Origin of the sequence: Streptomyces griseoloalbus, assembly GCA_014650015.1 — a bacterium.
Taxonomy (GTDB): Bacteria; Actinomycetota; Actinomycetes; order Streptomycetales; family Streptomycetaceae; genus Streptomyces; species Streptomyces griseoloalbus.
This window is the reverse complement of sequence record BMUD01000027.1, coordinates 81,977-106,531: the sequence shown is the minus strand read 5'-3', so window position 1 is coordinate 106,531 and position 24,555 is coordinate 81,977. Positions and strand designations below refer to the sequence as shown.

Here is a 24,555-nt window from a genome sequence, read left to right as displayed (position 1 = left end):
CCCCAGGTCATGCCTTCGACAGGGGGACACAGTCATGCCGGGCCCGGAGGCCAGCGGCCCCGTTGCAGGACCGCGGAAAACATAACGGGGACGGCGGCCGGGGGCTCCTCCTCGTCGCCGCCCTGGCCGAGGAGTGGGGAACGGCCCCACGCCCCGGCGCCCCCGGCAAGACGGTGTGGGCCGTGGCACCCGCCGTACCGGTCCGCGGGTGAGCCGCGGAAGGACCTGGTCCGTCAGTAGTGGTACCGGGCCTTGATGATCACGACTTCCTTCTCGGTGGCCCGGTAGACGAGGCGGTGCTCGTCGTCGATCCGGCGTGACCAGTAGCCCGACAGGTCGCCCTTCAGCGGCTCCGGTTTGCCGATGCCGGTGAAGGGGTCACGCTGAATCTCCCCGATCAGGCGGATGAGCTTGCGGAACAGCTTCTTTTCGGCGGCCTGCCAGTACAGCAGGTCCTCCCACCCGGTGGGACGGAACCGGACGTCCCTCACTCGCCGTCCTCCGCCATGGCCTCCAGCTCCGCCATGCTCCTGGTGATCACCGGGGTGTCGGCGGCCTTGTCCGCGGCGACGGCCGCCATGAGGTGGGCGGCATTGGCCGGCGAACGCAGCAGGTAGACGGTCTCCTGCCAGGAACGGAAGTCGTCGGCCGACATCAGTATGGCGTTGCCGCCTCTGGAGGTGATCTCCACCGGCTCATGATCGTCGTTGACCTGCTGGATCAGCGGGAAAAGCCTGGCCCGGGCCTCGCTGGCGGTGATGGACACAATCCCTCCTCCGTGAACTGGTACAGGCCGTACCCATCGGTATGGTACAAGGATCCGGTACGAGTCGCATGGCCTCGTGCTTCCCCGGCCGGGATTTCCGTCCCGGCTGGCGGGACAAGGAGGAGTGGTGACCGGCCCGGGTGTCACCGTGCCGCGCGGCTGGGGGACTTCGAAGGAGCACGGGCGGCACTGGCGGAACCGGTCCGGTTCCTGCTGTGGCAGGACGGCTGACGGGACCGGCGCGGACGGCGTGCGTACGCCGCCCGCCCGGTCGCCTCCGGTGCCCGCCCGGCTAATCGCCGCCGCCTCCGCCGCCCCCGTCACCGCCCCCGTCACCGCCGCCTCCTCCGCCGCCGTCGCCCGCGTCGCCGCCGTCGCTGCCCCAGCCGTCACCGCCGCCGGACTCGTTGTCGTCGCGGCCGGTGCCGAGGTTGCTGTACCAGGGGCGCTCCCAGGTCTCGGTCTCCAACTCCTGGCGGCGCGCGGATCGGAACCTGGCCAGGCCCGTCGTGTCCCCGAGACCGAAGGACACGGCGACCGCGTGGGCCATGACCGCGTCCAGGGGGTCGGGGCTCTCGTGGTGCACGGCGGCCAGCGGCAGCAGCACGGTGCCCGGTATGGGGGCCGACCCTCGTGACGGGCGGGTGAGCAACGCGATGCGCCGGTCGTCGCGCAGCAGCCACGAGCTCACCGCGTTCTCGCGCCGCAGCGTCCAGTGCCGGTCGGGCAGGCCTATCTCCACGCTGCTCTTGGACTTGCGGAGCCTCTTGCGCAGGTCGAGCCGCGCGGTGACGTCACCGACGGTCATGAGCAGGCCGCTGCCCGGGTCGGTGGAGTCGCCGCGGAAGCCGTACGGTGCCCTGAGCCGTACGGCGGGAGCGTGCGGGCCCCAGACGTCCACGCGTACCAGGCGCCGGTCCACGGCGACGGCCACCGGTCCGGCGGGGCCCGGCGCGTACCGCCGCGCGATCCACAGCGGTACGCCCTCCGCCTGCGCCCGTGCGGCGAGAGCGGCCACCTGGTGCGGCCCGCCGCACCCGCGCACCGCCAGATCGCCCAGCGCGCGGGCGAAGTCGGCGGTCCTACGCACCTTCAGGGGCGTGGTGGTGCCGGTCACGCGGGTGACCGGGACGACACCGGGGCCCTGCGTCAGCGACTCCAGGGGGCGTTCGGTGCCACGGCCACCGAGCCAGCACCCCCGCAGGAACGCTTCGGCCATGGCGCCGAGGTTCAGCTCCTCCAGCGGTGTCGTCCTGACGCCTCTGCGCAGCCGGTCCTCGGTGAGTTCCACGGTCCGCGCCAACGGATTGCGGGACTGTTCCCCGTAGAGCACCTGGCTCATCGCCGTCCCCCTCCAGCTTCGGCTTGCTCCGGCTCGTCCGGTGGATAGGTCGCCGCTGTCCGTTCCGGTGGTTCCGTGATCGGCCGACGTCCTTCGCGGAAGGGTCCGTCGCGGGGTGCCGGGGGAACGGCGAAGGCCCGGCACCCCGCTCGCGCGCTCGGGGTGCCGGGCCTTACTCAGGCGCTGTCGACGTTACGTCGTCAGTGGGCGTGGCCGTGGCCGTGGCCCGCGGCGGCCGGCTCTTCCTCTTCCTTCTTCTCGACGACCAGGGTCTCGGTCGTCAGGAGGAGGGAGGCGATGGAGGCGGCGTTCTCCAGGGCGGAGCGGGTCACCTTGACCGGGTCGATGACGCCGGCCTTGACCAGGTCGCCGTACTCGCCGGTGGCGGCGTTGAAGCCCTGGCCCTTGTCGAGCTCGGCGACCTTGGAGGTGATGACGTAACCCTCGAGGCCGGCGTTCTCGGCGATCCAGCGCAGCGGCTCGACCGCGGCCTTGCGGACGACGGCGACACCGGTGGCCTCGTCGCCGGTCTTGCCGAGGTTGTCCTCGAGGACCTTGACGGCGTGGACCAGCGCGGAGCCACCACCGGAGACGATGCCCTCCTCGACCGCGGCGCGGGTCGCGGAGATGGCGTCCTCCAGACGGTGCTTCTTCTCCTTCAGCTCCACCTCGGTGGCGGCGCCGACCTTGATGACGCACACGCCGCCGGCCAGCTTCGCGAGGCGCTCCTGGAGCTTCTCGCGGTCCCAGTCGGAGTCGGTGGTCTCGATCTCGGCCTTGATCTGGCCGACGCGACCGGTGACGTCTTCCTTGTTGCCGCCGCCGTCGACGATCGTGGTGTCGTCCTTGGTGACGGTGACGCGGCGGGCGGAGCCGAGCACGTCCAGGCCGACCTGGTCGAGCTTGAGGCCGACCTCCTCGGAGACGACCGTGGCGCCGGTGAGGACGGCCATGTCCTGCAGCATCGCCTTGCGGCGGTCACCGAAGCCGGGGGCCTTGACGGCGACCGCGTTGAAGGTGCCGCGGATCTTGTTCACGACGAGGGTCGACAGGGCCTCGCCCTCGACGTCCTCGGCGATGATCAGCAGCGGCTTCGAGGAGTTGGCCTGGATGACCTTCTCCAGCAGCGGCAGCAGGTCGGCGATGGCGCCGATCTTGCCCTGGGTGATCAGGATGTAGGGGTCGTCCAGGACGGCCTCCATGCGCTCCTGGTCCGTCACGAAGTACGGCGACAGGTAGCCCTTGTCGAAGGCCATGCCCTCGGTGAAGTCCAGCTCCAGACCGAAGGTGTTGGACTCCTCGACGGTGATGACACCGTCCTTGCCGACCTTGTCCATCGCCTCGGCGATGAGCTCGCCGACCTGCTGGTCCTGGGCGGACAGCGCGGCGACGGCGGCGATGTCGGACTTCTCGTCGATCGGGCGGGCCGAGGCGAGCAGGTCCTCGGAGACCGCGGCGACGGCGGCGTCGATGCCCTTCTTCAGGGCAGCCGGGGAAGCACCGGCGGCGACGTTCTTCAGGCCCTCGCGGACCAGCGCCTGGGCCAGGACGGTGGCGGTGGTGGTGCCGTCACCAGCGATGTCGTTGGTCTTGGTCGCCACCTCCTTCACCAGCTGGGCACCGAGGTTCTCGTACGGGTCCTCGATCTCGACCTCGCGGGCGATCGTGACACCGTCGTTGGTGATGGTGGGGGCGCCGAACTTCTTGTCGATGACGACGTTGCGGCCCTTGGGGCCGATCGTCACCTTCACCGTGTCGGCGAGCTTGTTGACGCCGCGCTCGAGGGCGCGACGGGCGTCCTCGTCGAACTTCAGGATCTTCGCCATGGCAGCGGGAGCCCTCTCGGAAATCTGGGTGAAATCACTGCGCCCCGGGCGCCCGGCTTCTTATCGGATGCTGGGGCCAGGGGCGCAGTTTGAGCAAAAGCACATCGAATGCTTCGAGTGCTTCAAGCGCTTCGAGTGATTCGAAGTGACTTACTTCTCGACGATCGCGAGCACGTCGCGGGCCGAGAGGACGAGGTACTCCTCGCCGTTGTACTTCACTTCGGTGCCGCCGTACTTGCTGTACAGAACGACGTCGCCGACCTTCACGTCGAGTTCGACGCGCTTGCCGTCCTCGATACGGCCCGGACCGATGGCCAGGACGACGCCCTCCTGGGGCTTCTCCTTGGCGGTGTCCGGAATGACCAGGCCCGAAGCCGTGGTCTGCTCGGCGTCGAGCGGCTGGACCACAATGCGGTCCTCGAGCGGCTTGATGGCAACCTTGGAGCTGGCGGTCGTCACGATCCGACCTCCCCCTTCGGAGATCTCACGGGGTTAACTGTCTGAGGTGGCGACCAGGTGGATCCGTCGTCGCGGGTGCCGGACCTGCCCGTCGCGTGTGTTGGCACTCTCCAGGGGGGAGTGCCAGACCTGAGACTATGACCGGGATTAGCACTCGGTCAAGCGGAGTGCCAATTGCCTGCGGCGCGTCGCGGGGTGGGGGCGGTTTTTCGCACGTGGTTGTGCGGCTGGTGGTGTCGCTGTGACCGTCTTCGGGGGCTGCCGCCCCCGGGCCCCCGCTTCGGCCCTGAACGGGCCTCGTCCTCAAACGCCGGACGGGCTGAAGGTGCGCGGTGCTCGTCAGTGACCGCCGGACGTGACGGAAGGTGACGGGTGTTCGTCAGTGACCGCCGGACGGGCCGGAAGGTGCGCGGTGCTCGTCAGCGACCGGTCGGACAGGCCCCAGCGCCGTCAGTAGGGCGGCAGCCGTGAGGAGAGCGGCTCGCGGGGCCGCCCGGCGCCTCACAGGTAGTCCTCCAGCCGCCCCACCGCGTAGCCCTCGGCCGTGACCTTGTTCAGGAAGCGGCGGACCATGTCCCGCATCGTGCCCTTCCATTCCTCGCGCCCACGGAAGTGGGTGAGGACGATGTCGCCGGGATGCAGTGCGCGGTCCCACTCGCGGTACTCCCAGCGGTCGGCGAAGACCTCCGCGTTCCAGAGCGGGGCGTACCTGATGCCGCAGGCCTTGGCAGCGCGCAGGGTGGCCTTGTTGTAGTTGCCGTAGGGCGGGCGGAAGAGGACGGGGCGCTTGCCGTAGCGCTTCTCGATCACCTCCTGCATGCCGCAGATCTCGCGCTTCTGGCGGGCGTGGGACAGGGCGGGCAGGTAGGGGTGGTGGAGGGTGTGGTTGTGCAGGCCGACGCCCCCGTCCCGCATCTTCTCGAAGTAGCCGTAGTCCTGCTTGACGAGGTAGTCACTGAGGAAGGCGGTGTACGGGATCCTCAGCTCGCTCATCATCCGCAGGAACGCCGGGTCCTTCTCGGCGCCGTCGTCGATGGTGAGGAAGACGACCTTCTCCTTGGTGGGGACGGTGGTGAAGACCGGGGGGAGGCCCAGTCGCCGGTGGCCGTCGACCTCGAAGCCGTCGCGGGTGGTGATCCTCGGCTTCTTCGCCGGGGGCGGCGGGGCGGTCAGGGGCACCCGTTCCAGGCCCCAGCGTCGGGCGGCGGCGACCCTCGCGGCGTGCGCGGCGCGCAGTGTGGTGGCGTAGGCGTCGAGTGCGCGGGCCGGGGGCGCCTCGAGGGGCTGCTGGCCGCCCGCCGGTTCCACCTCGGTGCCGCCCTGCCCGCAGCCCGGGGCGAGGGCGGCGAGAGCGAGTACCGCCAGGCCGATCCGCACGCCGCCCGGCGACTGCCACCTGCCCCACAATTTGTCATTTTGTCCTACTGCTCTCATGGGGCCGGATCCTCGCAGTCCGCCGCCGGGAACCCGGTCCGACACCGCGGCCGGAGGCGTACGGTCCACCGACTGGCCCACAATGAGCCGGTGACCGACCTCGCCCCCCTCCTCACCCCCGAAGGCCGCGCCCTCCTCGACGAGGTGCGCGACACCGACCCGGCGCACGAACTCGCCGTCGCGACCCGGCTGCGCCGCGAGCACCCCGCCGCTCTGGTGTCGGCGGCGCTGGGTCAGGCCCGGCTGCGGCAGCGGGCGGTGGCGAAGTTCGGGGCGCAGGACGCCCGGCGGATGTTCTTCACGGCCAACGGGGTGGAGCAGTCGACCCGGGCGAGCGTGGCGGCCTACCGGGCACGGCGGTTCCGGGAGCTGGGCGTGACCTCCGTGGCCGACCTGTGCTGCGGGATCGGCGGGGACGCCATCGCCCTGGCCCGCGCCGGTGTCCGGGTACTGGCGGTGGACCGCGACCCGCTCACCGCCGCGGCGGCCCGGGCCAACGCCGAGGCGCTCGGGCTCGCGGACCTCATCGAGGTGCGGGAGGCGGACGTGACGGAGGTGGACACGGCCGCTTACGACGCCGTCTTCGTCGACCCGGCCCGGCGCGGCGGCCGGGGCCGCATCTTCGACCCCGAGGCGTACTCACCCCCGCTGTCCTGGGCGGTCGAGGCGGCCCGCACCGCCTCCCGTGCCGCCGCGCTGAAGGTCGCGCCGGGCATCCCGCACGAGGCGGTCCCCGGTGACGCGCAGGCCGAGTGGATCTCGGACGGCGGGGACGTGAAGGAGGCCGTGCTGTGGTTCGGCACAGGTGAGGGGACCGGTTCGGCGGCGGTCCGGGCGACCCTCCTCCCCGGCCCGCGCACCCTGGTCTCCCGCGGCCTGCCCGACCCCGCGGTCCGCCCGCCCGGCCGGTACCTGTACGAGCCCGACGGTGCCGTCATCCGGGCGCACCTCGTCGCGGAGGTCGCCGAACAGCTCGACGGCGGGCTCATCGACGCGACGATCGCCTACGTCACCGCGGACGAGCACCGCCCGACGCCGTACGCCACCGCCTACGAGCTCACCGACCGGCTCCCCTTCAACGTCAAGAAGCTGAAGGCGCTGCTGCGCGAGCGGGGGATCGGCACGCTGACCGTCAAGAAGCGCGGCTCGGCGGTCGAACCGGAGGAACTGCGCCGCAAGGTCCTGCCCAAGCCGCACGGCTCCGCGTCGGTCACGGTGTTCCTGACCCGCGTCGAGGGCGCCCCGACCATGCTGCTCGGCCACCCGGCGCGGTGATCACCCGCCGGCCTCCGCCGCCCGGCGCAGCAGCAGCTCCCGTTCGCGTTCGTTGCGCGTCAGCGACGCCGCCCGCGCGAACTCCGCCCGCGCCTCCCCCGTACGGCCGAGGCGGGCCAGCAGGTCGCCGCGGACGCTCGGCAGCAGGTGGTAGTCCCGCAGCGCCGGTACGTCCGTCAGGGCGTCGACGAGGGGCAGCGCGGCGGCGGGCCCCTCGGCCATGGAGACGGCGACCGCGCGGTTGAGTTCGACGACCGGGGAGGGGGCGCGGGCGGCGAGGAGGGCGTACAGGGTGGCGATGCGGTGCCAGTCGGTCTCCTCGTAGCGGTACACGTGCGCGTGGCAGGCGGCGATGGCCGCCTGGAGGGCGTACGGGCCCGGGGCGCCGACGGCGCCGGCGTCGGCGCGGGTGAGGGCGGTGACGCCGCGCGCGATGAGCATGCGGTTCCAGCGGGCGCGGTTCTGGTCCTTGAGGAGGACCGGTTCGCCGTTCGGACCGGTGCGGGCGGCGGCGCGGGAGGCCTGGAACTCCAGCAGCGCGGTCAGGCCGTGCACTTCGGGCTCCTTCGGCAGCAGCCCGGACAGCACGCGGGCCAGCCGCAGCGCGTCCTCGCACAGGCCCGGGCGCAGCCAGTCGTCACCGGCCGTCGCGGCATACCCCTCGTTGAAGATCAGGTAGATGACGTCCAGGACCGAGCCGAGACGGGCCTCGCGGTCGGGTCCGTAGGGCACCTCGAAGGCGACGTTCTTCGCCGCCAGGGTGCGCTTCGCGCGCACGATGCGCTGGGCCACCGTCGGTTCCGGGACGAGGAAGGCGCGGGCGATCTCGGTCGTGGTCAGGCCGCCGAGCAGCCGCAGGGTGAGGGCGGTCCGGGCCTCGGCGGACAGGACCGGGTGGCAGGCGGTGAAGACGAGGCGGAGCAGGTCGTCGTCGATGTCGTCCGGGTCCGCGGGCTCCTCCGGCGGGGCCGTCGCGGCGGGCTGGTCCCGGCCGATCTCGGCCAGCTTGCGGGCGTGGTTCTCACGGCGGCGGATCAGGTCGACGGCACGGTTGCGGGCGGTGGCCATGAGCCAGGCGCCCGGATTGTCGGGCACCCCGTCCCTGGGCCACTGCTCCAGCGCGGCGACCAGCGCGTCCTGCGCGAGTTCCTCGGCGATACCGACGTCCCGGACGATACGGGTCACGCCGGCGATCACCCGCGGGGACTCCATGCGGAAGACGGTCTCGACGGTCCGCGCGGTCTGGACGGCCTGCGCGGTGTCTGCGGTCTCGGCGGTCTGTGCGGTCTGCGTGGTCTCGGCGGTCTGGGCCGGGCCGCGGGGGCCGGCGGTGGGCTGCGGTGTCACAGCCCACCATCAGACACCCGTACGGCGGCTGAGCCAAGGAGGATCTCGACGGAGCGACCGCCCGGTCAGGCCTCCTGGACCTCCCGGACCTCGCAGGTCACCGTCCAGTGCGGCTCGTGCACCTTCAGGAACCGCTTGGTCCACTCGATCGCCTCGGCCTGGTCCTTGGCCTGCAGCATCGCGTAGCCGCCGATGACCTCCTTCGACTCGGTGAACGGGCCGTCGGTCACGGACAGGTGGCCGCCCTCGTAGTGCACCCGGGTGCCCTGGGAGGTGGGCGCCAGGCCGGCGGTGTCCAGCAGGACCCCGGCCTTCGTCATCTCCTCGAGCAGCTCGCCCATGCGCTGCATCAGCTCGGGGCTCGGCCCCTCGGCGGGGGCGTTGTTCTCGTCGATCCGGATCATGGAGAGAAAGCGCGGCACGGTGACTCCTCGGGTCGTGCGGACCGGGTCCTTCCCGGCCTCTCACCCCTGCGTCGAACGGGAGACACCGGGATCGACACCCGCGCCCAATTTTTTCGCGTCATCTCCTCCGCCGCGCGCTCCCGCTCACGGCGCTCACCTCAGGGAAGCCCACAACTCCCCCGCGTCCGGCTCGTCCGCCACGACGCGGTTGCGGTCCCAGGGCGCGGGCAGCACCGGCATGGTCAGCGTCGTGACGCCGTCGGACGACAGCCCCTCCAGGCTCTGGCCGAGGCTCATCAGCTCGCCGAGCGAGTCCAGGCCGGTGTCGGTCGTCAGGCTGTCGGTGACGGCGTCGGCGACCTCGTACAGCTCGGTGGGGCTGGTCAGCAGGTCCTGGTCCGCGATCCGCTCCAGCAGCGCCTTCACCAGCCGGTGCTGGAGCCCTATGCGGCCGAGATCGCCGCCGTCGCCGATGGCGTACCGGGTGCGGGCCAGTGCGAGGGCGTCCGTGCCGTCGAGGTGGTGGGTCCCCGCCTCCAGGGTGAGGTGGCTCCGGTCGTCGTCGATGTCCTCGTCCGTGGTGACGGTGACCCCGCCGAGCGCGTCGACCAGGCGGGCGAAGCCGGCGAAGTCGATCTCGACGTAGTGGTCCATCCGGACGTCCGTGAGCGACTCGACGGTCTTCACCGCGCACACCGGCCCGCCCACCTCGTACGCGCTGTTGAACATCGCCCCGGACACCGGCCGCGTCGAACCCCCGTCGGGCAGCGGGCAGGAGGGCCGGTCGACGAGGGTGTCGCGCGGGATGCTGACCACCGTCGCGGCGGTCCGGCCGGCGTCGAGGTGGACGACCATGGCGGTGTCGGAGCGGGCGCCGCCGCTGTCGCCGCCGCCGAGCGCCTGATTCTCCTCGCCGCTGCGCGAGTCCGAGCCGAGCACCAGGATGTTCAGGGACTCGGTCGGCGGGGGCGGGGCGATGGCGGACGCGTCCGGGGACGGAGCGGCCACGGCTCTGGCGGGACGGTCGTCGCCCAGGGCGCTGTTGATGTCGACGCCGGTGATGTTGTCGTTGAGCTGCCAGTACGCCCAGCCGGCCGCTCCGGCGCCCAGCACCAGCAGGCCCGCCAGCGAGATTCCGGTGATCTTCAGTACCCGCGCCCGCCGGCCCCTGCGTGTGTCCGTCGGCGTGTTCGTCGGTATGTCCGTCGGTATGTCCGCGTCTGTGCCCGCGTCCCCCGCCTCGTCCCCGCCGTCCCCGGTCCCGCCGCTCCCCTTGTGTCCCGTCACAGGCAGGAACGTAAGTCCGAATTATGACGAGCAACGACTCCCGGGCAGCTTTCTTGGGGAATTCTCAGATTTCCGCCGGTCCGAAACTTTCGGAGTGGCTCACCCCCCGGCGGGCGCCGCCGTACTGCTGCGCACCACCAGACTCGTCGCCAGCTCCACCCGGGTCGCCGCCTGCGAGTCCTCGTCCTTGCCGAGGTCGAGGACCAGCTTGGCCGCCGCCTCCGCCATCTCCGTCAGCGGCTGCCGTACGGTCGTCAGCGGCGGCCCCACCCAGCGGGCCACCGGCAGATCGTCGAACCCGACCACGCTCAGGTCCTCCGGGATCCGCAGCCCGAGTTCGCGCGCGGCCTCGTACAGCCCGAGGGCCTGCAGGTCGTTGCCGGCGAAGACCGCGGTGGGCCGGTCCTCGCGGCGCAGCAGGGCGAGGCCCTGCCGGTAGCCGGCCTCGTGGTGGAAGTCGCCGGTCATGATCAGCCCGGGGTCGACCGGCAGCCCGGCGGTCTCCAGGGCGGCCCGGTAGCCGTCGACGCGGGCGCGACTGCACATCATCTGCGTGGGACCGCTGATCGCGCCGATCCTGGTGTGCCCCAGCTCGACCAGGTGCCGGGTCGCGGCAAGTCCGCCCTGCCAGTTGGTCGCGCCGATGGAGGGCACGTCGGTGCCCGGGTCACCGGCCGGGTCCATCACCACGAACGGGATGGAACGGCTGGTCAGCAGGGCCCGCCCGGACTCGTCGAGGCCGGACAGGACGAGGATCACGCCGTGCGGGCGGCGGGCGGCGACCTGGTCGGCCCAGGTGCGTCCGGGCGTGAGCCGGCCCGCGCTCTCGGAGAGGACGACGCTCAGGCCCGCGTCCCGGGCCACGTTCTCCACGCCCCGGATGACCTCCATCGCCCAGGCGCTCTCCAACTCGTGGAAGACCAGGTCGATCAGGGGGGAGCGGGTGGCCTCGGCACGCCGGCGCCGGTAGCCGTGGGAGCGCAGCAGCTCCTCCACCCGGCTGCGGGTGGCGGGCGCGACGTCGGCACGACCGTTCAGCACCTTCGAAACAGTCGGTGCGGAGACGCCGGCCTCGCGGGCGATCTCGGCGAGGGTGGCGGTCTGCGCGGTCCGCCCTGCCGTCGGAGTCTTTGCGGTCTCGGCGGGAGTCATGCCGGCGATCGTATCTCCGTACCCCCGCCGAGGGGACCCCCGCGCCCGCCCGACACCATCACAACATTCGATGCGCAAGCCGAAAGATTCGACGGTGGGTCCTACAAGCTCGGCATGCAGCGGGCAGGACAGGGCCCCGCCAGACGAACGGACCGCGCGGTCGCCTGCCTCTCCACCTGGTCGCTGAAGAAGTCCACGCCGCCCTTCTCACCGAGGCTCCGCAGAACGCGTGGTGATCCGGTCGCTCCCTCTTCCGGTACAGCCCCCGTCCTTCGCGGCGGATCGCGCCACCTCCGACCGGGACACCGCGGATCGACTGCCGGCGGGTGGAACCGACGCCCGGAGCGGCGCCGAAGGCGGCCTTCCGCCGGCACGCGGATCTTTGGCGTTCACCGACCGTTCAGGCCGGCGGGTTGGTCCACCCGGGAGACCCGGGAGCGTCGGTTGGCGGCATCCAGCGCGGATGTCCGGCACACCGTCCGGCTCATCCACCGGCCCACTGCGCGGAGTCAGACGCTCCCGAGCGACTCGAACCGCCACCGGTGCGCCGCGCGCGTGACCAGGTCCCCGTCCGGCTCCGGCAGTTCGGGCAGGTCCGCGTCGTACGGGGCGTCCCACCAGGTGATGACCAGGACCCTGTCCTCGGGGGCGCGGAAGGTCTCGCGCCGCAGGGGGCGCCCGGGAAGCTCCCGTGCCCGTTCCCGCGCCCAGGCCAGCAGGTCCGCGCCCCGGCCGGGCAGCGCCCGGGCCTCCCACATCAGGGCGACCGTCATGAGTACAGGTTCTCCCCGGCGGTCTCGTGCACGTGGTCGTGGTCGTGCGTGTGGGCGGTGCCCGGGACGTGCGGGTCCGTCACCGGGAGCGAGGAGTCCGCCGACAGGTCCCAGTCGGAGGCCGGGCGGTTCCGGGCGACCATCTCCGCGCCCAGCGCGGCCACCATCGCGCCGTTGTCCGTGCACAGCTTGGGACGCGGTACGCGCAGCCGGATGCCGGCCGCCTCGCAGCGCTCCTGGGCGAGCGCCCGCAGCCGGGAGTTGGCGGCCACGCCACCGCCGATCATCAGATGGTCGACGCCCTCGTCCTTGCAGGCCCGTACGGCCTTGCGGGTGAGCACGTCGACGACCGCCTCCTGGAAGGAGGCCGCCACGTCACGCACCGGCACCTCCTCCCCCGCCGCCCGCCTGGCCTCGATCCAGCGGGCCACGGCCGTCTTCAGCCCGGAGAAGGAGAAGTCGTACGCCGGGTCGCGCGGACCGGTCAGCCCGCGCGGGAACGCGATCGCGCCGGGGTCGCCCTCGCGCGCGTACCGGTCGATCACCGGGCCGCCGGGGAAGCCGAGGTTCAGCACACGGGCGATCTTGTCGAAGGCCTCGCCGGCCGCGTCGTCGATGGTGGCGCCCATCGGGCGGACGTCGGAGGTGATGTCGCTCGACAGCAGCAGCGAGGAGTGCCCGCCGGACACCAGCAGCGCCATCGTCGGCTCGGGCAGCGCGCCGTGCTCCAGCTGGTCGACGCAGATGTGCGAGGCGAGGTGGTTGACGCCGTACAGCGGCTTGCCGAGCGCGTAGGCGTACGCCTTCGCCGCCGACACGCCGACCAGGAGCGCGCCCGCGAGTCCGGGACCGGCGGTGACGGCGATGCCGTCCAGGTCCCGGGCGCTCACGCCCGCCTCCTTCAGCGCGCGGTCGATGGTCGGCACCATCGCCTCCAGGTGCGCCCGGGAGGCAACCTCCGGGACGACGCCGCCGAAGCGGGCGTGCTCGTCGACGCTGGAGGCGACGGCGTCCGCCAGCAGGGTGGTCCCGCGCACGACGCCGACGCCGGTCTCGTCGCAGGAGGTCTCGATCCCCAGTACCAGGGGTTCGTCAGCCATGGATCTCGGTTCCTTGTACGCCGTTCCCGTTCCCGGTGACGGGATTCGCGGGGTTCACAGTGGTGGACGGATCGGTCAGTCGCATCACCAGGGCGTCCACGTTGCCCGGCTGGTAGTAGCCGCGCCGGACGCCGATGGTCTCGAAGCCGTAGCGCTCGTAGAGCTTCTGGGCGCGGACGTTGTCGACCCGGCACTCCAGCAGCACTTCGGCGCACTCGAAGGCGGTCGCCGCCCGCAGCAGCTCGGTCAGCAGCCGCGAGCCGAGGCCGGTGCCCCAGTAGTCCCGGGTGACGGCGATGGTCTGGACGTCGGCGACCGGGGCTGCGCCGTCGTCGGACTCCGCGCCGGTGGCGGACAGGCCCGCGTAGCCGACGATCCGGTCGCCCTCCTCGGCGACGACGTAGCGCCGGGTCGCCCCGGGCCCGCGCGAGTGGGCCAGCTCGGACCAGAACATCCCCCGCGACCAGGCGTCCTCGGGGAACAGATCCCGCTCCAGCTCCAGCACGGAGTCGATGTCCCACCAGCGCATCTCGCGCAGCACGGCAGTGTCGGTTCCCGTCACTTCGGGGTGACCACCTTGTAGTTCTTGGGGACCTGGGCATCGGGCCGGCGCAGGTACAGCGGCCGGGGCGCGGGCAGTTCCTCGCCGGCCGCCAGCCGCTCCGCGGCCAGCCGGGCCAGGGCGGCGGCGGACACGTACTCGGGCTCGTGCGCCCTGGGGAAGGTGTCCGGGTACAGCAGGGCGCCGGCGCCGACCGCGGGCAGGCCCTCGACCTGCTCGGCGATGTCGGCGGGCCGGTCCACGGCGGGCTCGGTGAGGCGGGTGCGGGAATCGGCGTAGCGCGCCCAGTAGACCTCCTTGCGGCGGGCGTCGGTCGCCACGACGAAGGGGCCCCGCAGGTCGGCCGCGTAGGCGAGGCCGTCCAGCGTGCACACACCGTGCACGGGGACGCCGAGCGCGAGCCCGAAGGTGTCCGCGGTCATCAGGCCGACGCGCAGCCCGGTGTACGGGCCGGGACCGGTGCCGGCCACGATCCCGGTGACGGCGTCCAGCCGCAAGCCTGCCTCGGTGAGCACCCGGTCGATCGCCGGGAGCAGCAGTTCGCCGTGCCGGCGGGCGTCCACCTGGCTCGACGAGGCGATGACGTCGTCGCCGTCGTGCAGCGCGACGGTGACGGCGGGGGTGGCGGTATCCAGAGCGAGCAAGAGCACGCAAACAGCCTACGGCTCCCGCGCCCCGGCCACGGCCGCACGGGTCGGGCGGTCACGTACTGCTACGGTCGCGTCGACGTACGTACACAACAGGTCGGATCGGTCCAGTACGGGACAGAGGTGACGGCAGTGCCAGGCATCAGCGCGGTGATCGTGGCGGGGCTGACCGCGGCGGCCCTCGCGACGGTCGGCTTCCTCGGCCACCAGGCGGCGGTGAACGTCCCGGCCGAGCTGCGCCGTCCGGGTGCCGACGCCGCGGCGGCCGTCCACAAGGCTCCCCGCGACAAGGACCACCCCACCGCCCTGCCCGCACGGTCGGGGCGGGGCAGCCGGGTCGTGTACTCCCTGGACGACGACCGGGTGTGGCTGGTGGAGGACGGGGGGAAGGTGAAACGCACCTTCGGGGTCAGCCCCAGCACGGTGGACCCGGCGCCGGGCACCTACCGGGTCACGTCCCGCTCGGCGGCGGTCACCGGGTCGGACGGCGTCCCGGTCGAGCACGTCGTGCGCTTCACCTCCGTCGACGGCACGGTGATCGGGTTCAGCGCGGCGGTCGACGGCTCGGCGCCGGAACTCGACCCCGGGGAGCGGACGGGCGGCATCCGCGAGACCCGCGCGGACGGCGCGGCGATGTGGAGGTTCGCGACGGTCGGCCGGAAGGTCGTCGTCATTCCGTGACGCCCGGCGGCTCGGGGCCCGTACGGGACGGACCGAGGGCGGGGCGGTGCGTGGCGGATCGAGGGCAGGACCCGTACGGGACGGATCAAGGGCGGGCCCGTGCGTGGCGGACCAAGGGCGGGCCCGTGCATGGTGGGATCGAGGCGGCCCCGTACGTTTCCGACAAGACGTCGGCAAGAGGTTGCGTTCGGCCTCGCGGGCGTGGTCACATGGTATCCAGCCTGTAGTTAGGTCTACCTAACCACACCCGCCCCCGCCCTTCAGGAGGCGTCCATGCCGGCCACCCCGAGCGCCCGCCGGACCACGGCGCAGCCGCAGCAGCCGCAGCCGCTCGCGGGGGTGCCGATGCGCGATCTGCTGGCCGCCTGTGCCGCGGCCGCCGCGGTCTCCACCCCGCCCCGCGCTCCCGAGCCGCGGCCCGCCGAGGACCACCGCGAGGCAGCGAAGGACCACCGCGAGGCCGCGTAGGCCGTACCGCGGGACCGCTCAGGCCGACAGCACGCTCAGGTCGGTCCCCGCCCAGCGCTCGCCCAGGCCGGTCACGGTCACGTGCCGCACCTCGTCCGTGGTGTCGCCGACCGCCCGGTGGATGACGAGGTGAAGGCGGTCCTCGGTCAGCTCCTCGACCTTGCCCTCGCCCCACTCCACGACGATCACCGACTCCGGCAGCGAGACATCGAGATCGAGGTCCTCCATCTCGTCCAGCCCGCCCGAGAGCCGGTAGGCGTCGACGTGGACCAGCGGCGGACCGTCATCCAGGGACGGGTGCACCCGGGCGATCACGAAGGTCGGGGAGGTGACCGCGCCCCGTACGCCCATGCCCTCGCCGAGCCCCCGGGTCAGCGTCGTCTTGCCCGCGCCGAGCTCGCCCGAGAGCAGGACCAGGTCCCCCGCGCGCAACAGTTTGGCGAGCCTGCGCCCCAGTTCGCGCATCTGCTCGGGGGAGGTGACGGTCAGCTCGACACAGTGGGCGGGTGGCCGCTGTTCAGCCGGGTTGTGCGGTGCTGCTGCTTCCATAGCCATCCACGGTAGCCCCTGCGGGCACCGCGCCCGCGCGGGTGAGCAGGTCGGCGAGGCGGTCGGTGACCACCTCCGGGTGCTCCAGCATCACCAGGTGCCCGGCGTCCGGGACCAGCACCAGTTCCGCCTCCGGCAGCAGGTCGGCGACGGCCTCGCTGTGCTCGCTCGGTGTGACCAGGTCCTGCACCCCGGCCAGCACCAGCACCGGCAGGCCGACGAAGTGGGCGAGGGCCTCGGTCTTGTCGTGGTCGTTGAACGCCGGGTAGTACTCGGCGACCACGTCGATCGGCGTGCCCTCGATCATCCGCTCGGCGAACCGGGTGACGGCCGGGTCCACGTCCCGGGACGCGAAGGAGTACCGCTTGATGACCCCGGCGAACAGATCCGCGGTGGCCCGGCGCCCCTTCTCCACCAGGTCGGCCCGCTGCCCGAGCGCCTTCAGCACCCCCGGCAGCACCCGCCGCACCGCGTTGACACCGGCCACCGGCAGCCCGAAGTTGACCTCGCCGAGACGCCCCGACGACGTCCCGACCAGGGCCACCGCGACGACCCGCTCCCGGATCAGCTCCGGGTACAGGTCGGCGAGGGCCATCACCGTCATCCCGCCCATGGAGTGACCGACCAGCACGATCGGCCCCTCGGGTGCCGCCGCGTCGATGACGGCCTTCAGATCGCGCCCCAGCTGCTCGATGGTGACCGGCTCGCCCCGCTCCACCTGCGCCGCGCCCCGCGCCGAACGGCCGTGACTGCGCTGGTCCCAGTGCACGGTCCGTACGACGCCCCTGAGCGCGGCCCGCTGGAAGTGCCAGGAGTCCTGGTTGAGGCAGTAGCCGTGGCTGAAGACGACGGTGACCGGGGCCGGCGACCTGCGGCCGAACAGCCGGCGGCGCCGCGCGGGGGTCGCGTCCGGGTCGGGGTCGACGTCGTCGACCTCGTAGTACAGCTCGGTGCCGTCATCGGCGTACGCCTTGCCGGGTGTGCCGCGCAGGGCGCCGTACGGTCCCGCGGAGTCGAGGGCGAGCCGGGCCTTCCTGCGTATGCCCCGGCCGACCGTCATCCGCTCTATGGCGACGCCCGCGGCGGCTCCGGTGGCGAGCACGCCTATCGCGAGGCCCGCGACACCGGTGGCGCGGCGCCAGCCGCCGGGCCCGCCGGGCGCACCCGGCGCCCCGGCGGCGGAGGCGACGGCCGCCGTGGCGGCGGCCGTGACGGCCCCCGCGCTGCTCTCGGTCACGTACCGCTCCTCTTCGCCGGGCCGCTGATCGGGGCTGTGTTCCCGCGGGTCTCCCCCAGGGCTTTCAGGGCTTTCTCCACCGGGTGTTACCCGCCCTGTTCCTCGTTCACGTAGACGCGCGGCACGCGGCTTCCGATCCGGGTCACGATCTCGTATGCGATGGTTCCGGCCGCCTGCGCCCAGTCCTCGGCGGTGGGCTCGCCCCGGTCACCCGGGCCGAAGAGGACCGCCTCGGCACCCGGCCCCGGCTCGTCCCCGCCCAGGTCGACGACGAACTGGTCCATCGCGATCCGCCCCGCGACCGTGCGCCACTTGCCCTCGACCAGCACGGGTCCGGAGGAGGAGGCGTGGCGCGGGATGCCGTCCGCGTAACCGAGCGGGACGAGGCCGAGGGTGGTCTCGCCCGGGGTGACGTAGTGGTGGCCGTAGCTGACGCCGTGGCCGCCCGGGACGTGCTTCACCAGGGCCAGCGCGGCGGACAGGGTCATCACCGGGCGCAGTCCGAAGTCGGCGGGGGTGCCGATCTCGGGGCTGGGTGAGACGCCGTACATCGCGATGCCGGGGCGGACGAGGTCGAAGTGGCTCTCGGGAAGCGTGAGGGTGGCGGGCGAGTTGGCGATGTGCCGCACCTCGGGGTCGACGCCCTGCCGCTCCGCGTACGCCACCATCTCCCGGAACCGGGTCAGCTGGGCGGCGACGGAGGGATGTCCGGGCTCGTCGGCGCAGGCGAAGTGGGACCACAGACCGGTGACCCGCAGCAGCCCCTCGGCCTCGGCGCGCAGCGCCTCCGCGACCAGCTCCGCCCAGTCGTCGCCGGGCTGGCAGCCGCCCCGCCCGAGCCCGGTGTCGGCCTTGAGCTGCACCCGCGCGGGCCGCCCGGCGAGGCGAGCGGCCCCGATGACCTCGCGCAACGCCCACATGCCGCTCAGGGACACGTCGAGGCCGGCCTCGACCGCCTCCCGCCAGGGCCCGCCCGGCGTCCACAGCCAGCACATGATCCGTACGTCGTCCGGCACCCCGGCGCCGGGCGCGCGCAGCGCGAGCGCCTCCTGCGGCGTGGCGGTGCCCAGCCAGGTCGCCCCGGCCTCGACGGCCGCCCGGGCGCACGCGACGGCGCCGTGCCCGTACCCGTCGGCCTTGACGACGGCCATGAGGGCGGCGCCGGGCGCCCGCTCGCGCAGGGCCCGCACATTGGCCCGCACGGCGGCCAGGTCGATCTCGGCACGGGCCCGCAGCTCCGCGCCCCCCGGGGCAACTGTCTCGTTCATCCCGCCCAGTGTCTCAGAGCACCCCTGGGCCCCCGCCCGACCGGGGCGGTACTCGCGCGATCACCGGCCTCCCGCGCGAGCGGTGCCCGCCGTCGCGGGCCCCGCCCTCCCCGGGAGGCCGGGGCAACGCTCTCCATGGAGTGCGGCGTGCCTCACCCCCGCGTGACACTCCGCCAGGCCCCCGCGATCTGCTCCGCCACGTCGTGGGCCCCCATCGGCGCACCGTCCGCCGCGAAACGGCCCGCCAAGCCGTGCAGGTAGGCCGCCGCGCTCGCCGCGTCCATCGGGGCGAGGCCCGCCGCCAGCAGTGAGCCCGCGAGGCCCGACAGGACGTCACCGCTGCCGGCCGTGGCCAGCCAGGACGTGCCGGTCGGGTTGGCCCGTACGGGCCCGCCGGCCGCGTCGGCGACCAGCGTCGTGGAGCCCTTGAGCAGCACGGTCGCCCCGTACCTGCGCGCCAGCTCCCGTACGGCGGTCAGACGGCCGCCCTCGACCTCCTGACGCGCGACGCCGAGGAGGGCGGCGGCCTCCCCGGCGTGCGGGGTCATCACGGTCGGCGCCCGGCGCGCCCGTACCGCCGACGCCTCCGCCAGCCGCAGTCCGTCCGCGTCGATCAGCACCGGTACGTCCGCCGCCAGCACCTCCGCGACCATCGCCGCGTCGTCCCCGGCCCCCGGTCCGACCACCCACGCCTGCACCCGCCCCGCGTGCTTCGGCCCCCGGTCCGACACCAGCGTCTCGGGGTAGCGGGCGATCACGGCCTGCCCGGCCGGCCCGACGTACCGGACGGCCCCGGCGCCGCCCCGCAGCGCGCCCGCCACCGCGAGCACCGCGGCCCCGGGGTAGCGGGCGGACCCGGCCGCGATCCCGACCACGCCCCGCCGGTACTTGTCGCTCTCGGCGGCCGGCACCGGCAGCAGCCGGGCCACGTCCGCGTGCTGCAACGCCTGCAGCCCGGGCTCCGCCGGCAGGGCGAGGCCGATGTCGACCAGCCGTACCGACCCCGCGTACTCCCGCGCCGGATCGATCAGCAGCCCCGGTTTGTGCGTGCCGAACGTGACGGTGAGATCCGCCCGGACCGCCGCCCCCCGCACCTCCCCGGTGTCGGCGTCGACGCCGCTCGGCAGGTCGACGGCGACCACCGCGGCCCGCGCCCGCTGCGCGGCGTCGGCCAGCGGTACCGCCTCCGGCCGCAGCCCGCCCTTGCCGCCGATCCCGACGATGCCGTCGAGGACGAGGTCGGCCCGCCCGATCAGTTCCTCGGCCCCGTCCGTGCCCACGGCCCGGCCGCCCGCCCGGCGCAGCGCCGCGAGCCCTCCGGCGTGGGCGCGCTCCGGCGCGAGCAGCACCGCGCTCACGCCCGCGCCGCGCCGGGCCAGCCGGGCACCGGCGTACAGGGCGTCACCACCGTTGTCCCCGCTGCCGACCAGCAGAACGACCCTGCTGCCGTACACCCGCCCCAGCAGGTCCGCGCAGGCCGCGGCGAGTCCGGCGGCGGCGCGCTGCATCAGCGCCCCCTCCGGCAGCCGTGCCATCAGTTCCCGCTCCGCCGTCCTGACCGTCTCCACGCTGTACGCAGTACGCATGCGTCCGAGTCTCCCGCAGACGGCCCGTCAACTCCCGTAAGGGTGACGCCCATCCGCTTGACGCATTGCCATGCCCTTGCCAAACTCGGCGCCCCCCACAGGATGAATCGATTCAGTCGAAATCGATTCGACGACGGAAGCAGAGGACCCATGGGACGCAGAGCCGCACTCCTCGCCGCAGCCGGCGCCACCGCACTCCTCACCACCGCCGGCATCATGACGGCCCCCGCCACCGCCGCCCCTGCCGCCACGACGGCCGCCACCGCCCCGGCCCCCGCCCGGGCCGCCGCCTGCGGAGACGGCTCCTACCAGGCCGAGGCCGTGCAGAACGGCAGCACCTGGACCGCCCGGCGCGGCAGCGGCACCGTCTACACCGGCAGCGACATGCGCGCGGCCGTGCAGGCGGCGATCAGCAGCCTGTCCTCCGGCCGCACCAGCAAGGAACGGGTCGTGGTCCGCGGCTCGGGCTCCATCTCCGCCGGTTCCCGCATCTCCCTGCCGAGCTACACGGTCCTCGACGTCTGCGGCACCATCAACGTCACCGGCAGCGGCTCCGGCGACCAGGCCCCGGTCTACTCCCGCGGCACCCGGGACATCGAGGTGCAGCACCTCAACGTCACCGGCGCCCCGCTGTACGGCATCTTCCTGCGCAACGTGCAGAACGTGGTCCTCGGCCAGATCGACATGCGCCTGTCGCGCGGCCTCGGCGTGCGCATCGACAACCGCGGCGACACCAGCCAGTGGACGCGCAACGTCCGCATCGACACCGTCTACGTCTCCGGGGCGTCCAGCCACGCCGTCGAGACGTACGGCGTCGACGGCCTCACGGTCGGCACGGTGACCGCCCGCAACGTCGGCGAGTCGGGCCTGCTGCTGAACCAGACCATCAACGCCACGGTCTCCAAGGTGGACGCCGAGAACGCGGGCACCGGCACCGGTTACGCCGCCTTCCGCATGGCCAACCGCAACGGCCGTATCGGCAGTTCCTACGCCACCAACATCCGCGTGGGCGAGGTCGTCGCCCGCGGCGGCGGTCGCGGCGTGTTCTGCGTCTCCGAGAGCGGCGGCGCGACGATCGACCGGGTCACGCTCTCCCAGACCGGCAACAACGCGATCCTGATCGAGAACTGCTACAACGTGAACCTCGCCGCCCAGAGCGGCACGGTCACGGGCGGCGGCGAGATCCGCCTGGCGGCCCGCTCGGAGTTCCCGAACAACAGGGACATCACCATCCAGAACCTCACGGTGACGGACTCCTCGATCCGGGAGAGCCCCTGCGGCGAGAACACGACGTTCCGCAACAACCGGCTGGTGAACAGCAGCCAGTCGATCTGCTAGTGCCGCATCGGGCAACGTCCGCCCTGTGCTGGGCTGCGGTGAAAGTCGGGTGCGAGACGTCCTGCCCATGACCATGATGTGGATCATGACTGTGTACGTCGACCATCCTGCCCGGCTCGGTGAGAGTCGTCTGCCTGATGGACGGTTGCTCGGCTGGGCCGAGTGGGGGCCATCGGACGGGGTGCCCGTTCTGCTGTGTCCGGGTGCGGCTACGAGCCGGTGGCTCGGCTTCGGTGCAGGGGTTGTTGAGGCGCGTGGAGTGCGTCTTGTCTCTGTGGACCGCCCCGGGCTCGGTGCCTCAGCACCTGCGCCCGGCCGGACCTTCTCCGACTTCGCTGGTGATATTCGGCAACTGTGCGTGCTGCGAGGGCTGGGGCACCCGGCTGTGGTCGGGAACTCACAGGGCGCGCCGTTCGCTCTCGCCTGCGCTGCGGAGGGGGTCGCCTCGGCACTGGCTGTCGTCTCCGGCGCGGATGAGGTCGCCGCGCCGGAGTTCGCTTCCGCTCTTGCGGCGGATCTGCGTGGCCTGGTCGAGCGGACCGCGTGCGACCCGGTCGGCGCCGAGGAGTTTTTCGCGGGCCTCACTGCGGATGCGATGTGGGACATGGTCATGGACAGCAGTCCAGGGTGCGACCTCGCCGTGTACCAGGATCCTGATTTCGCGGATGTTTACCGCAGGGCCTTGGACGAGGGTTTTGTTCAGGGTGCTGCTGGTTACGCCCGCGACACGGTCCTGGCCATGGGGCGGTGGCCGTTCGCCCTCGACGAGATCACTGTCCCGGTCGAGATCTGGTACGGCGAACGGGACACCAGCCACTCACCCGATAACGGCTGGCTGCTTGCTACCCGTATCCCCGGTGCGCGTCACCGTGTCGTACCGGGAATCGGCGGCGCACTGCTGTGGACGCATTCCGAGTCGATCCTCACTTCGCTTCTCGAGAAGGCCACGACCGACCGGTAGGCGACCGGCTGATGGCAGTGTCGGGACGTGAAGTGTGCGCTGTGCCGGACGGCCGGTCTCCGTAACGCTGTGCGGGTGCGGGGCGCCGGGTCGGTGGTGACCTGGCGGCGGGCACAGATGGTGCTGTTGTCCGCGCAGGGCATGGCCGTGGTGAAGATCGCCAAGCCCGAACCGGCCGAGCACGCCCTGCCGTTCTCGAAACGCCTACGCGCCGTGGTCAACAGGGCGGACGTTGCCTGATGCGGCACCAGCCGATCCGCCGCGGACGCGGCACGCGGGGTGCGGCATGGAGACCGCACCCCGCGCACCGTACGCCCGTACGCCCGTGAGCTCAGCTCGTGGTGAGCATGCCCTCGCGCAGCCGCTTCAGCGTGCGGGAGAGCAGCCGGGAGACATGCATCTGGGAGCAGCCGAGCCGCTCGCCGATCTCCGCCTGCGTCAGCTCCTCGACGAACCGCCAGTGCACGATCTTGCGCTCGCGCTCGTCGAGGTCAGCGATCATCGGCGCCAACGCGTGGAAGTCCTCGACCAGTTCGAGCGCGGCGTCCTCGGTCCCGATGAAGTCCGCGAGCACGCTCTCGCCGTCCGGCTCACTGCCGATGGCGGCGTCCAGCGAGGCGGAGTTGTAGCCGTTGGAGGCGATCCGCGCCTCGTTGACCTCCTCCTCGGTCAGGCTCATCAGCTGCGCCAGCTCGGCGGTCGTGGGCGTACGGCCCAGTCGGCTGCGCAGTTCCTCGGTGGCGCGGGCGAGCTGCACCCGGGCCTCCTGGAGCCGGCGCGGGACGTGCACGGACCAGGAGGTGTCCCGGAAGAACCGCTTGATCTCGCCGACGATGTAGGGGATCGCGAAGGAGGTGAACTCCACCTCGCGGGACAGCTCGAATCGGTCGATGGCCTTGATCAGACCGATCATGCCGACCTGGACGATGTCCTCCATCTCCTCCGGCCCGCGGCTGCGGAACCGGCCGGCCGCGTAGCGGACCAGGGACATGTTCATCTCGATCAGCGTGTTGCGCGCGTACTGGTACTCGTGCGTGCCCTCCTCCAGCTCCGTCAGGCGCCGGAAGAACTGCTTGGACAACTCGCGGGCGTCCTGCGGCGCGACCTGGCCGGGTTCGGCGACCTCCGGCAGCTCGGTCACACCCTGAGCCCGGTCGGTCCGTGCCATCGTCGACGTCACTGTTCGCCCTCCCTGTTCGATCGGCCCGGCTACGGGCACCGGTTCCACGCGTCTACCCCGGTCTACGCGATACACGCACCCTCTTTTCACACATTCATCGACGGCGGCGCCGCAGCAGCCGCACGAGAGCGAAGACGACGGTGAGCACGGCGGCGACGACGAGGAAGGCGTCACCCCAGAGGGGCAGGTCGACCCCGGCCCCGGGGAAGGCCAGCGACGGCACCGCCCTCACCCCTCCGCGATCACGACCGCCGAGGCCACCCCGGCGTCATGGCTGAGCGACACGTGCCAGGACCGCACGCCCAGCTCCGCCGCCCGGGCCGCCACCGTCCCCTTCACCCGCAGCCGCGGCTGCCCGCTGTCCTCGCACCACACCTCGGCGTCGGTCCAGTACAGCCCCGCCGGCGCCCCGAGCGCCTTGGCCAGCGCCTCCTTGGCGGCGAACCGCGCGGCGAGCGAGGCGACGCCCCTGCGCTCCCCGCTGGACAGCAGCAGCTCGCTCTCCAGGAACAGCCGCTGCGCCAGCCCGGGCGTCCGCTCCAGGGACGCGGCGAACCGCTCGATCTCGGCGACGTCGATCCCGACTCCGATGATGCTCATGCGGGCACCTTATTGCGGTGGGGCGGGTGGAGTGAGCACCTGCTTCCACGTGGCCGTCGGGCCGCCCGCTTCTTTGTCAGTGCCCGAACGCCACCTACCGGAACTCGCTGATCGACTACGCCTGCGCAGGACCCAAGCGGCCTCGAAGACTCATGGCCAAGGTCCACCGCATCCGCGAGAACTGAAAGGTGTGAGCAATCAACGGGCACCTGTCACCAGAAGGCTCAAATGAGCAGAGCAAAGGCAGTGGCCGTCAACGTGCTCACACTTCCGCAATCGGTGCACTGGCCCACCGGCAGCCGGCCGCTGAACC

26 protein-coding genes and 1 pseudogene are annotated in these 24,555 nt (G+C 72.5%); 6 read left to right on the top strand and 21 right to left on the bottom strand.

Annotated features, from left to right (window positions below; genetic code table 11):
• Window positions 1–233 precede the first annotated feature (233 nt).
• The 6 genes from IE178_RS30580 to IE178_RS30555 all read right to left on the bottom strand — a co-directional run bounded on the left by IE178_RS30580 (window position 234) and on the right by IE178_RS30555 (window position 5,827).
• Entirely contained in the window at window positions 234–491 is a 258-nt protein-coding gene (locus IE178_RS30580) for a Txe/YoeB family addiction module toxin (RefSeq protein WP_184761038.1), read from the bottom strand.
• Complete coding sequence (locus tag IE178_RS30575; RefSeq protein ID WP_184761037.1) at window positions 488–766, bottom strand: type II toxin-antitoxin system Phd/YefM family antitoxin; 279 nt, start codon at window positions 764–766, stop codon at window positions 488–490. Before IE178_RS30575 ends, IE178_RS30580 begins: the two co-directional genes overlap by 4 nt.
• 292 nt (window positions 767–1,058) lie before the next feature.
• A complete protein-coding gene (locus IE178_RS30570; protein WP_193514498.1) occupies window positions 1,059–2,108 on the bottom strand; it encodes a hypothetical protein in 1,050 nt (349 codons plus the stop codon).
• Window positions 2,109–2,308: 200 nt separating this feature from the next.
• Window positions 2,309–3,934, bottom strand: coding sequence for a chaperonin GroEL (gene groL, locus IE178_RS30565; RefSeq protein ID WP_184761035.1), 1,626 nt, complete (start codon window positions 3,932–3,934; stop codon window positions 2,309–2,311).
• Window positions 3,935–4,084: 150 nt separating this feature from the next.
• Complete coding sequence (groES, locus tag IE178_RS30560; RefSeq protein ID WP_073932713.1) at window positions 4,085–4,393, bottom strand: co-chaperone GroES; 309 nt, start codon at window positions 4,391–4,393, stop codon at window positions 4,085–4,087.
• A 501-nt stretch (window positions 4,394–4,894) separates the two neighbouring features.
• Window positions 4,895–5,827, bottom strand: coding sequence for a polysaccharide deacetylase family protein (locus IE178_RS30555; RefSeq protein WP_184761034.1), 933 nt, complete (start codon window positions 5,825–5,827; stop codon window positions 4,895–4,897).
• A gap of 90 nt (window positions 5,828–5,917) precedes the next feature.
• On the opposite strand from IE178_RS30555, the gene IE178_RS30550 reads away from it, so the two are divergent.
• Complete coding sequence (locus IE178_RS30550) at window positions 5,918–7,102, top strand: class I SAM-dependent methyltransferase (protein WP_193514497.1); 1,185 nt, start codon at window positions 5,918–5,920, stop codon at window positions 7,100–7,102.
• On the opposite strand, the gene IE178_RS30545 is transcribed toward IE178_RS30550, so the two are convergent.
• From IE178_RS30545 to tsaB, 8 genes are all read right to left on the bottom strand, one after another.
• Window positions 7,103–8,449, bottom strand: a complete 1,347-nt coding sequence (locus IE178_RS30545; RefSeq protein WP_438874422.1) for an RNA polymerase sigma factor — start codon at window positions 8,447–8,449, stop codon at window positions 7,103–7,105.
• A 65-nt stretch (window positions 8,450–8,514) separates the two neighbouring features.
• Entirely contained in the window at window positions 8,515–8,871 is a 357-nt protein-coding gene (locus IE178_RS30540) for a YciI family protein (protein WP_184761032.1), read from the bottom strand.
• Window positions 8,872–9,006: 135 nt separating this feature from the next.
• On the bottom strand, window positions 9,007–10,146 hold the full coding sequence (locus IE178_RS30535; RefSeq protein WP_438874423.1) for an LCP family protein: 1,140 nt from the start codon (window positions 10,144–10,146) through the stop codon (window positions 9,007–9,009).
• A 93-nt stretch (window positions 10,147–10,239) separates the two neighbouring features.
• Window positions 10,240–11,292, bottom strand: a complete 1,053-nt coding sequence (locus IE178_RS30530) for a LacI family DNA-binding transcriptional regulator (RefSeq protein WP_184761031.1) — start codon at window positions 11,290–11,292, stop codon at window positions 10,240–10,242.
• 509 nt (window positions 11,293–11,801) lie between these two features.
• Complete coding sequence (locus IE178_RS30525) at window positions 11,802–12,065, bottom strand: hypothetical protein (RefSeq protein WP_184761030.1); 264 nt, start codon at window positions 12,063–12,065, stop codon at window positions 11,802–11,804.
• Window positions 12,062–13,165, bottom strand: coding sequence for a tRNA (adenosine(37)-N6)-threonylcarbamoyltransferase complex transferase subunit TsaD (gene tsaD / locus IE178_RS30520; RefSeq protein ID WP_184761029.1), 1,104 nt, complete (start codon window positions 13,163–13,165; stop codon window positions 12,062–12,064). Before tsaD ends, IE178_RS30525 begins: the two co-directional genes overlap by 4 nt.
• Entirely contained in the window at window positions 13,158–13,727 is a 570-nt protein-coding gene (gene rimI, locus IE178_RS30515; protein ID WP_184761028.1) for a ribosomal protein S18-alanine N-acetyltransferase, read from the bottom strand. Before rimI ends, tsaD begins: the two co-directional genes overlap by 8 nt.
• Window positions 13,724–14,377 (bottom strand): tRNA (adenosine(37)-N6)-threonylcarbamoyltransferase complex dimerization subunit type 1 TsaB, encoded by a 654-nt coding sequence (tsaB, locus tag IE178_RS30510; protein WP_193514495.1) that lies wholly within the window; start codon window positions 14,375–14,377, stop codon window positions 13,724–13,726. The genes rimI and tsaB overlap by 4 nt, the downstream gene beginning before the upstream one ends.
• Before the next feature lie 129 nt (window positions 14,378–14,506).
• On the opposite strand from tsaB, the gene IE178_RS30505 reads away from it, so the two are divergent.
• The gene (locus tag IE178_RS30505; protein WP_184761026.1) at window positions 14,507–15,055 is read left to right on the top strand and encodes a hypothetical protein; all 549 of its coding nucleotides are present in this window, start codon (window positions 14,507–14,509) and stop codon (window positions 15,053–15,055) included.
• Between the two features lie 273 nt (window positions 15,056–15,328).
• Entirely contained in the window at window positions 15,329–15,523 is a 195-nt protein-coding gene (locus tag IE178_RS30500) for a hypothetical protein (protein ID WP_184761025.1), read from the top strand.
• Window positions 15,524–15,541: 18 nt separating this feature from the next.
• Here the strand turns inward: IE178_RS30500 and tsaE are convergent, their stop codons facing one another.
• From tsaE to IE178_RS30480, 4 genes are all read right to left on the bottom strand, one after another.
• Entirely contained in the window at window positions 15,542–16,072 is a 531-nt protein-coding gene (tsaE, locus tag IE178_RS30495; RefSeq protein ID WP_184761024.1) for a tRNA (adenosine(37)-N6)-threonylcarbamoyltransferase complex ATPase subunit type 1 TsaE, read from the bottom strand.
• A complete protein-coding gene (locus IE178_RS30490) occupies window positions 16,041–17,309 on the bottom strand; it encodes an alpha/beta fold hydrolase (RefSeq protein ID WP_184761023.1) in 1,269 nt (422 codons plus the stop codon). Before IE178_RS30490 ends, tsaE begins: the two co-directional genes overlap by 32 nt.
• A gap of 86 nt (window positions 17,310–17,395) precedes the next feature.
• Window positions 17,396–18,577, bottom strand: a complete 1,182-nt coding sequence (gene alr, locus IE178_RS30485) for an alanine racemase (protein ID WP_193514494.1) — start codon at window positions 18,575–18,577, stop codon at window positions 17,396–17,398.
• 152 nt (window positions 18,578–18,729) lie between these two features.
• Window positions 18,730–20,163, bottom strand: a complete 1,434-nt coding sequence (locus IE178_RS30480; protein ID WP_193514493.1) for an NAD(P)H-hydrate dehydratase — start codon at window positions 20,161–20,163, stop codon at window positions 18,730–18,732.
• Between the two features lie 150 nt (window positions 20,164–20,313).
• Between IE178_RS30480 and IE178_RS30475 the strand changes: the two genes are divergently transcribed.
• From IE178_RS30475 to IE178_RS37005, 3 genes and pseudogenes are all read left to right on the top strand, one after another.
• On the top strand, window positions 20,314–21,501 hold the full coding sequence (locus IE178_RS30475; RefSeq protein WP_193514492.1) for a hypothetical protein: 1,188 nt from the start codon (window positions 20,314–20,316) through the stop codon (window positions 21,499–21,501).
• A gap of 85 nt (window positions 21,502–21,586) precedes the next feature.
• A complete protein-coding gene (locus IE178_RS30470; protein WP_318280325.1) occupies window positions 21,587–22,462 on the top strand; it encodes an alpha/beta fold hydrolase in 876 nt (291 codons plus the stop codon).
• Window positions 22,463–22,540: 78 nt separating this feature from the next.
• Window positions 22,541–22,627: pseudogene (locus IE178_RS37005) on the top strand (helix-turn-helix domain-containing protein); the annotation flags it as partial.
• A 166-nt stretch (window positions 22,628–22,793) separates the two neighbouring features.
• Here the strand turns inward: IE178_RS37005 and IE178_RS30460 are convergent.
• The 3 genes from IE178_RS30460 to IE178_RS30455 all read right to left on the bottom strand — a co-directional run bounded on the left by IE178_RS30460 (window position 22,794) and on the right by IE178_RS30455 (window position 24,242).
• Window positions 22,794–23,630 (bottom strand): RNA polymerase sigma factor SigF, encoded by an 837-nt coding sequence (locus IE178_RS30460; protein WP_193514506.1) that lies wholly within the window; start codon window positions 23,628–23,630, stop codon window positions 22,794–22,796.
• Window positions 23,631–23,736: 106 nt separating this feature from the next.
• The gene (locus IE178_RS36345) at window positions 23,737–23,865 is read right to left on the bottom strand and encodes a hypothetical protein (protein ID WP_268257176.1); all 129 of its coding nucleotides are present in this window, start codon (window positions 23,863–23,865) and stop codon (window positions 23,737–23,739) included.
• 5 nt (window positions 23,866–23,870) lie between these two features.
• Window positions 23,871–24,242 (bottom strand): holo-ACP synthase, encoded by a 372-nt coding sequence (locus IE178_RS30455; protein ID WP_193514491.1) that lies wholly within the window; start codon window positions 24,240–24,242, stop codon window positions 23,871–23,873.
• Between the last annotated feature and the right edge of the window lie 313 nt (window positions 24,243–24,555).

Coding starts and splice junctions, on each gene's coding strand:
- IE178_RS30570 (WP_193514498.1), bottom strand. CDS start 2,108: ATGAGCCAGGTGCTCTACGGGGAACAGTCCCGCAATCCGTTGGCGCGG.
- groL (WP_184761035.1), bottom strand. CDS start 3,934: ATGGCGAAGATCCTGAAGTTCGACGAGGACGCCCGTCGCGCCCTCGAG.
- IE178_RS30555 (WP_184761034.1), bottom strand. CDS start 5,827: ATGAGAGCAGTAGGACAAAATGACAAATTGTGGGGCAGGTGGCAGTCG.
- IE178_RS30530 (WP_184761031.1), bottom strand. CDS start 11,292: ATGACTCCCGCCGAGACCGCAAAGACTCCGACGGCAGGGCGGACCGCG.
- IE178_RS30525 (WP_184761030.1), bottom strand. CDS start 12,065: ATGACGGTCGCCCTGATGTGGGAGGCCCGGGCGCTGCCCGGCCGGGGC.
- tsaD (WP_184761029.1), bottom strand. CDS start 13,165: ATGGCTGACGAACCCCTGGTACTGGGGATCGAGACCTCCTGCGACGAG.
- IE178_RS30500 (WP_184761025.1), top strand. CDS start 15,329: ATGCCGGCCACCCCGAGCGCCCGCCGGACCACGGCGCAGCCGCAGCAG.
- tsaE (WP_184761024.1), bottom strand. CDS start 16,072: ATGGAAGCAGCAGCACCGCACAACCCGGCTGAACAGCGGCCACCCGCC.
- alr (WP_193514494.1), bottom strand. CDS start 18,577: ATGAACGAGACAGTTGCCCCGGGGGGCGCGGAGCTGCGGGCCCGTGCC.
- IE178_RS30480 (WP_193514493.1), bottom strand. CDS start 20,163: ATGCGTACTGCGTACAGCGTGGAGACGGTCAGGACGGCGGAGCGGGAA.
- IE178_RS30475 (WP_193514492.1), top strand. CDS start 20,314: ATGGGACGCAGAGCCGCACTCCTCGCCGCAGCCGGCGCCACCGCACTC.
- IE178_RS30470 (WP_318280325.1), top strand. CDS start 21,587: ATGACTGTGTACGTCGACCATCCTGCCCGGCTCGGTGAGAGTCGTCTG.
- IE178_RS30460 (WP_193514506.1), bottom strand. CDS start 23,630: ATGGCACGGACCGACCGGGCTCAGGGTGTGACCGAGCTGCCGGAGGTC.
- IE178_RS30455 (WP_193514491.1), bottom strand. CDS start 24,242: ATGAGCATCATCGGAGTCGGGATCGACGTCGCCGAGATCGAGCGGTTC.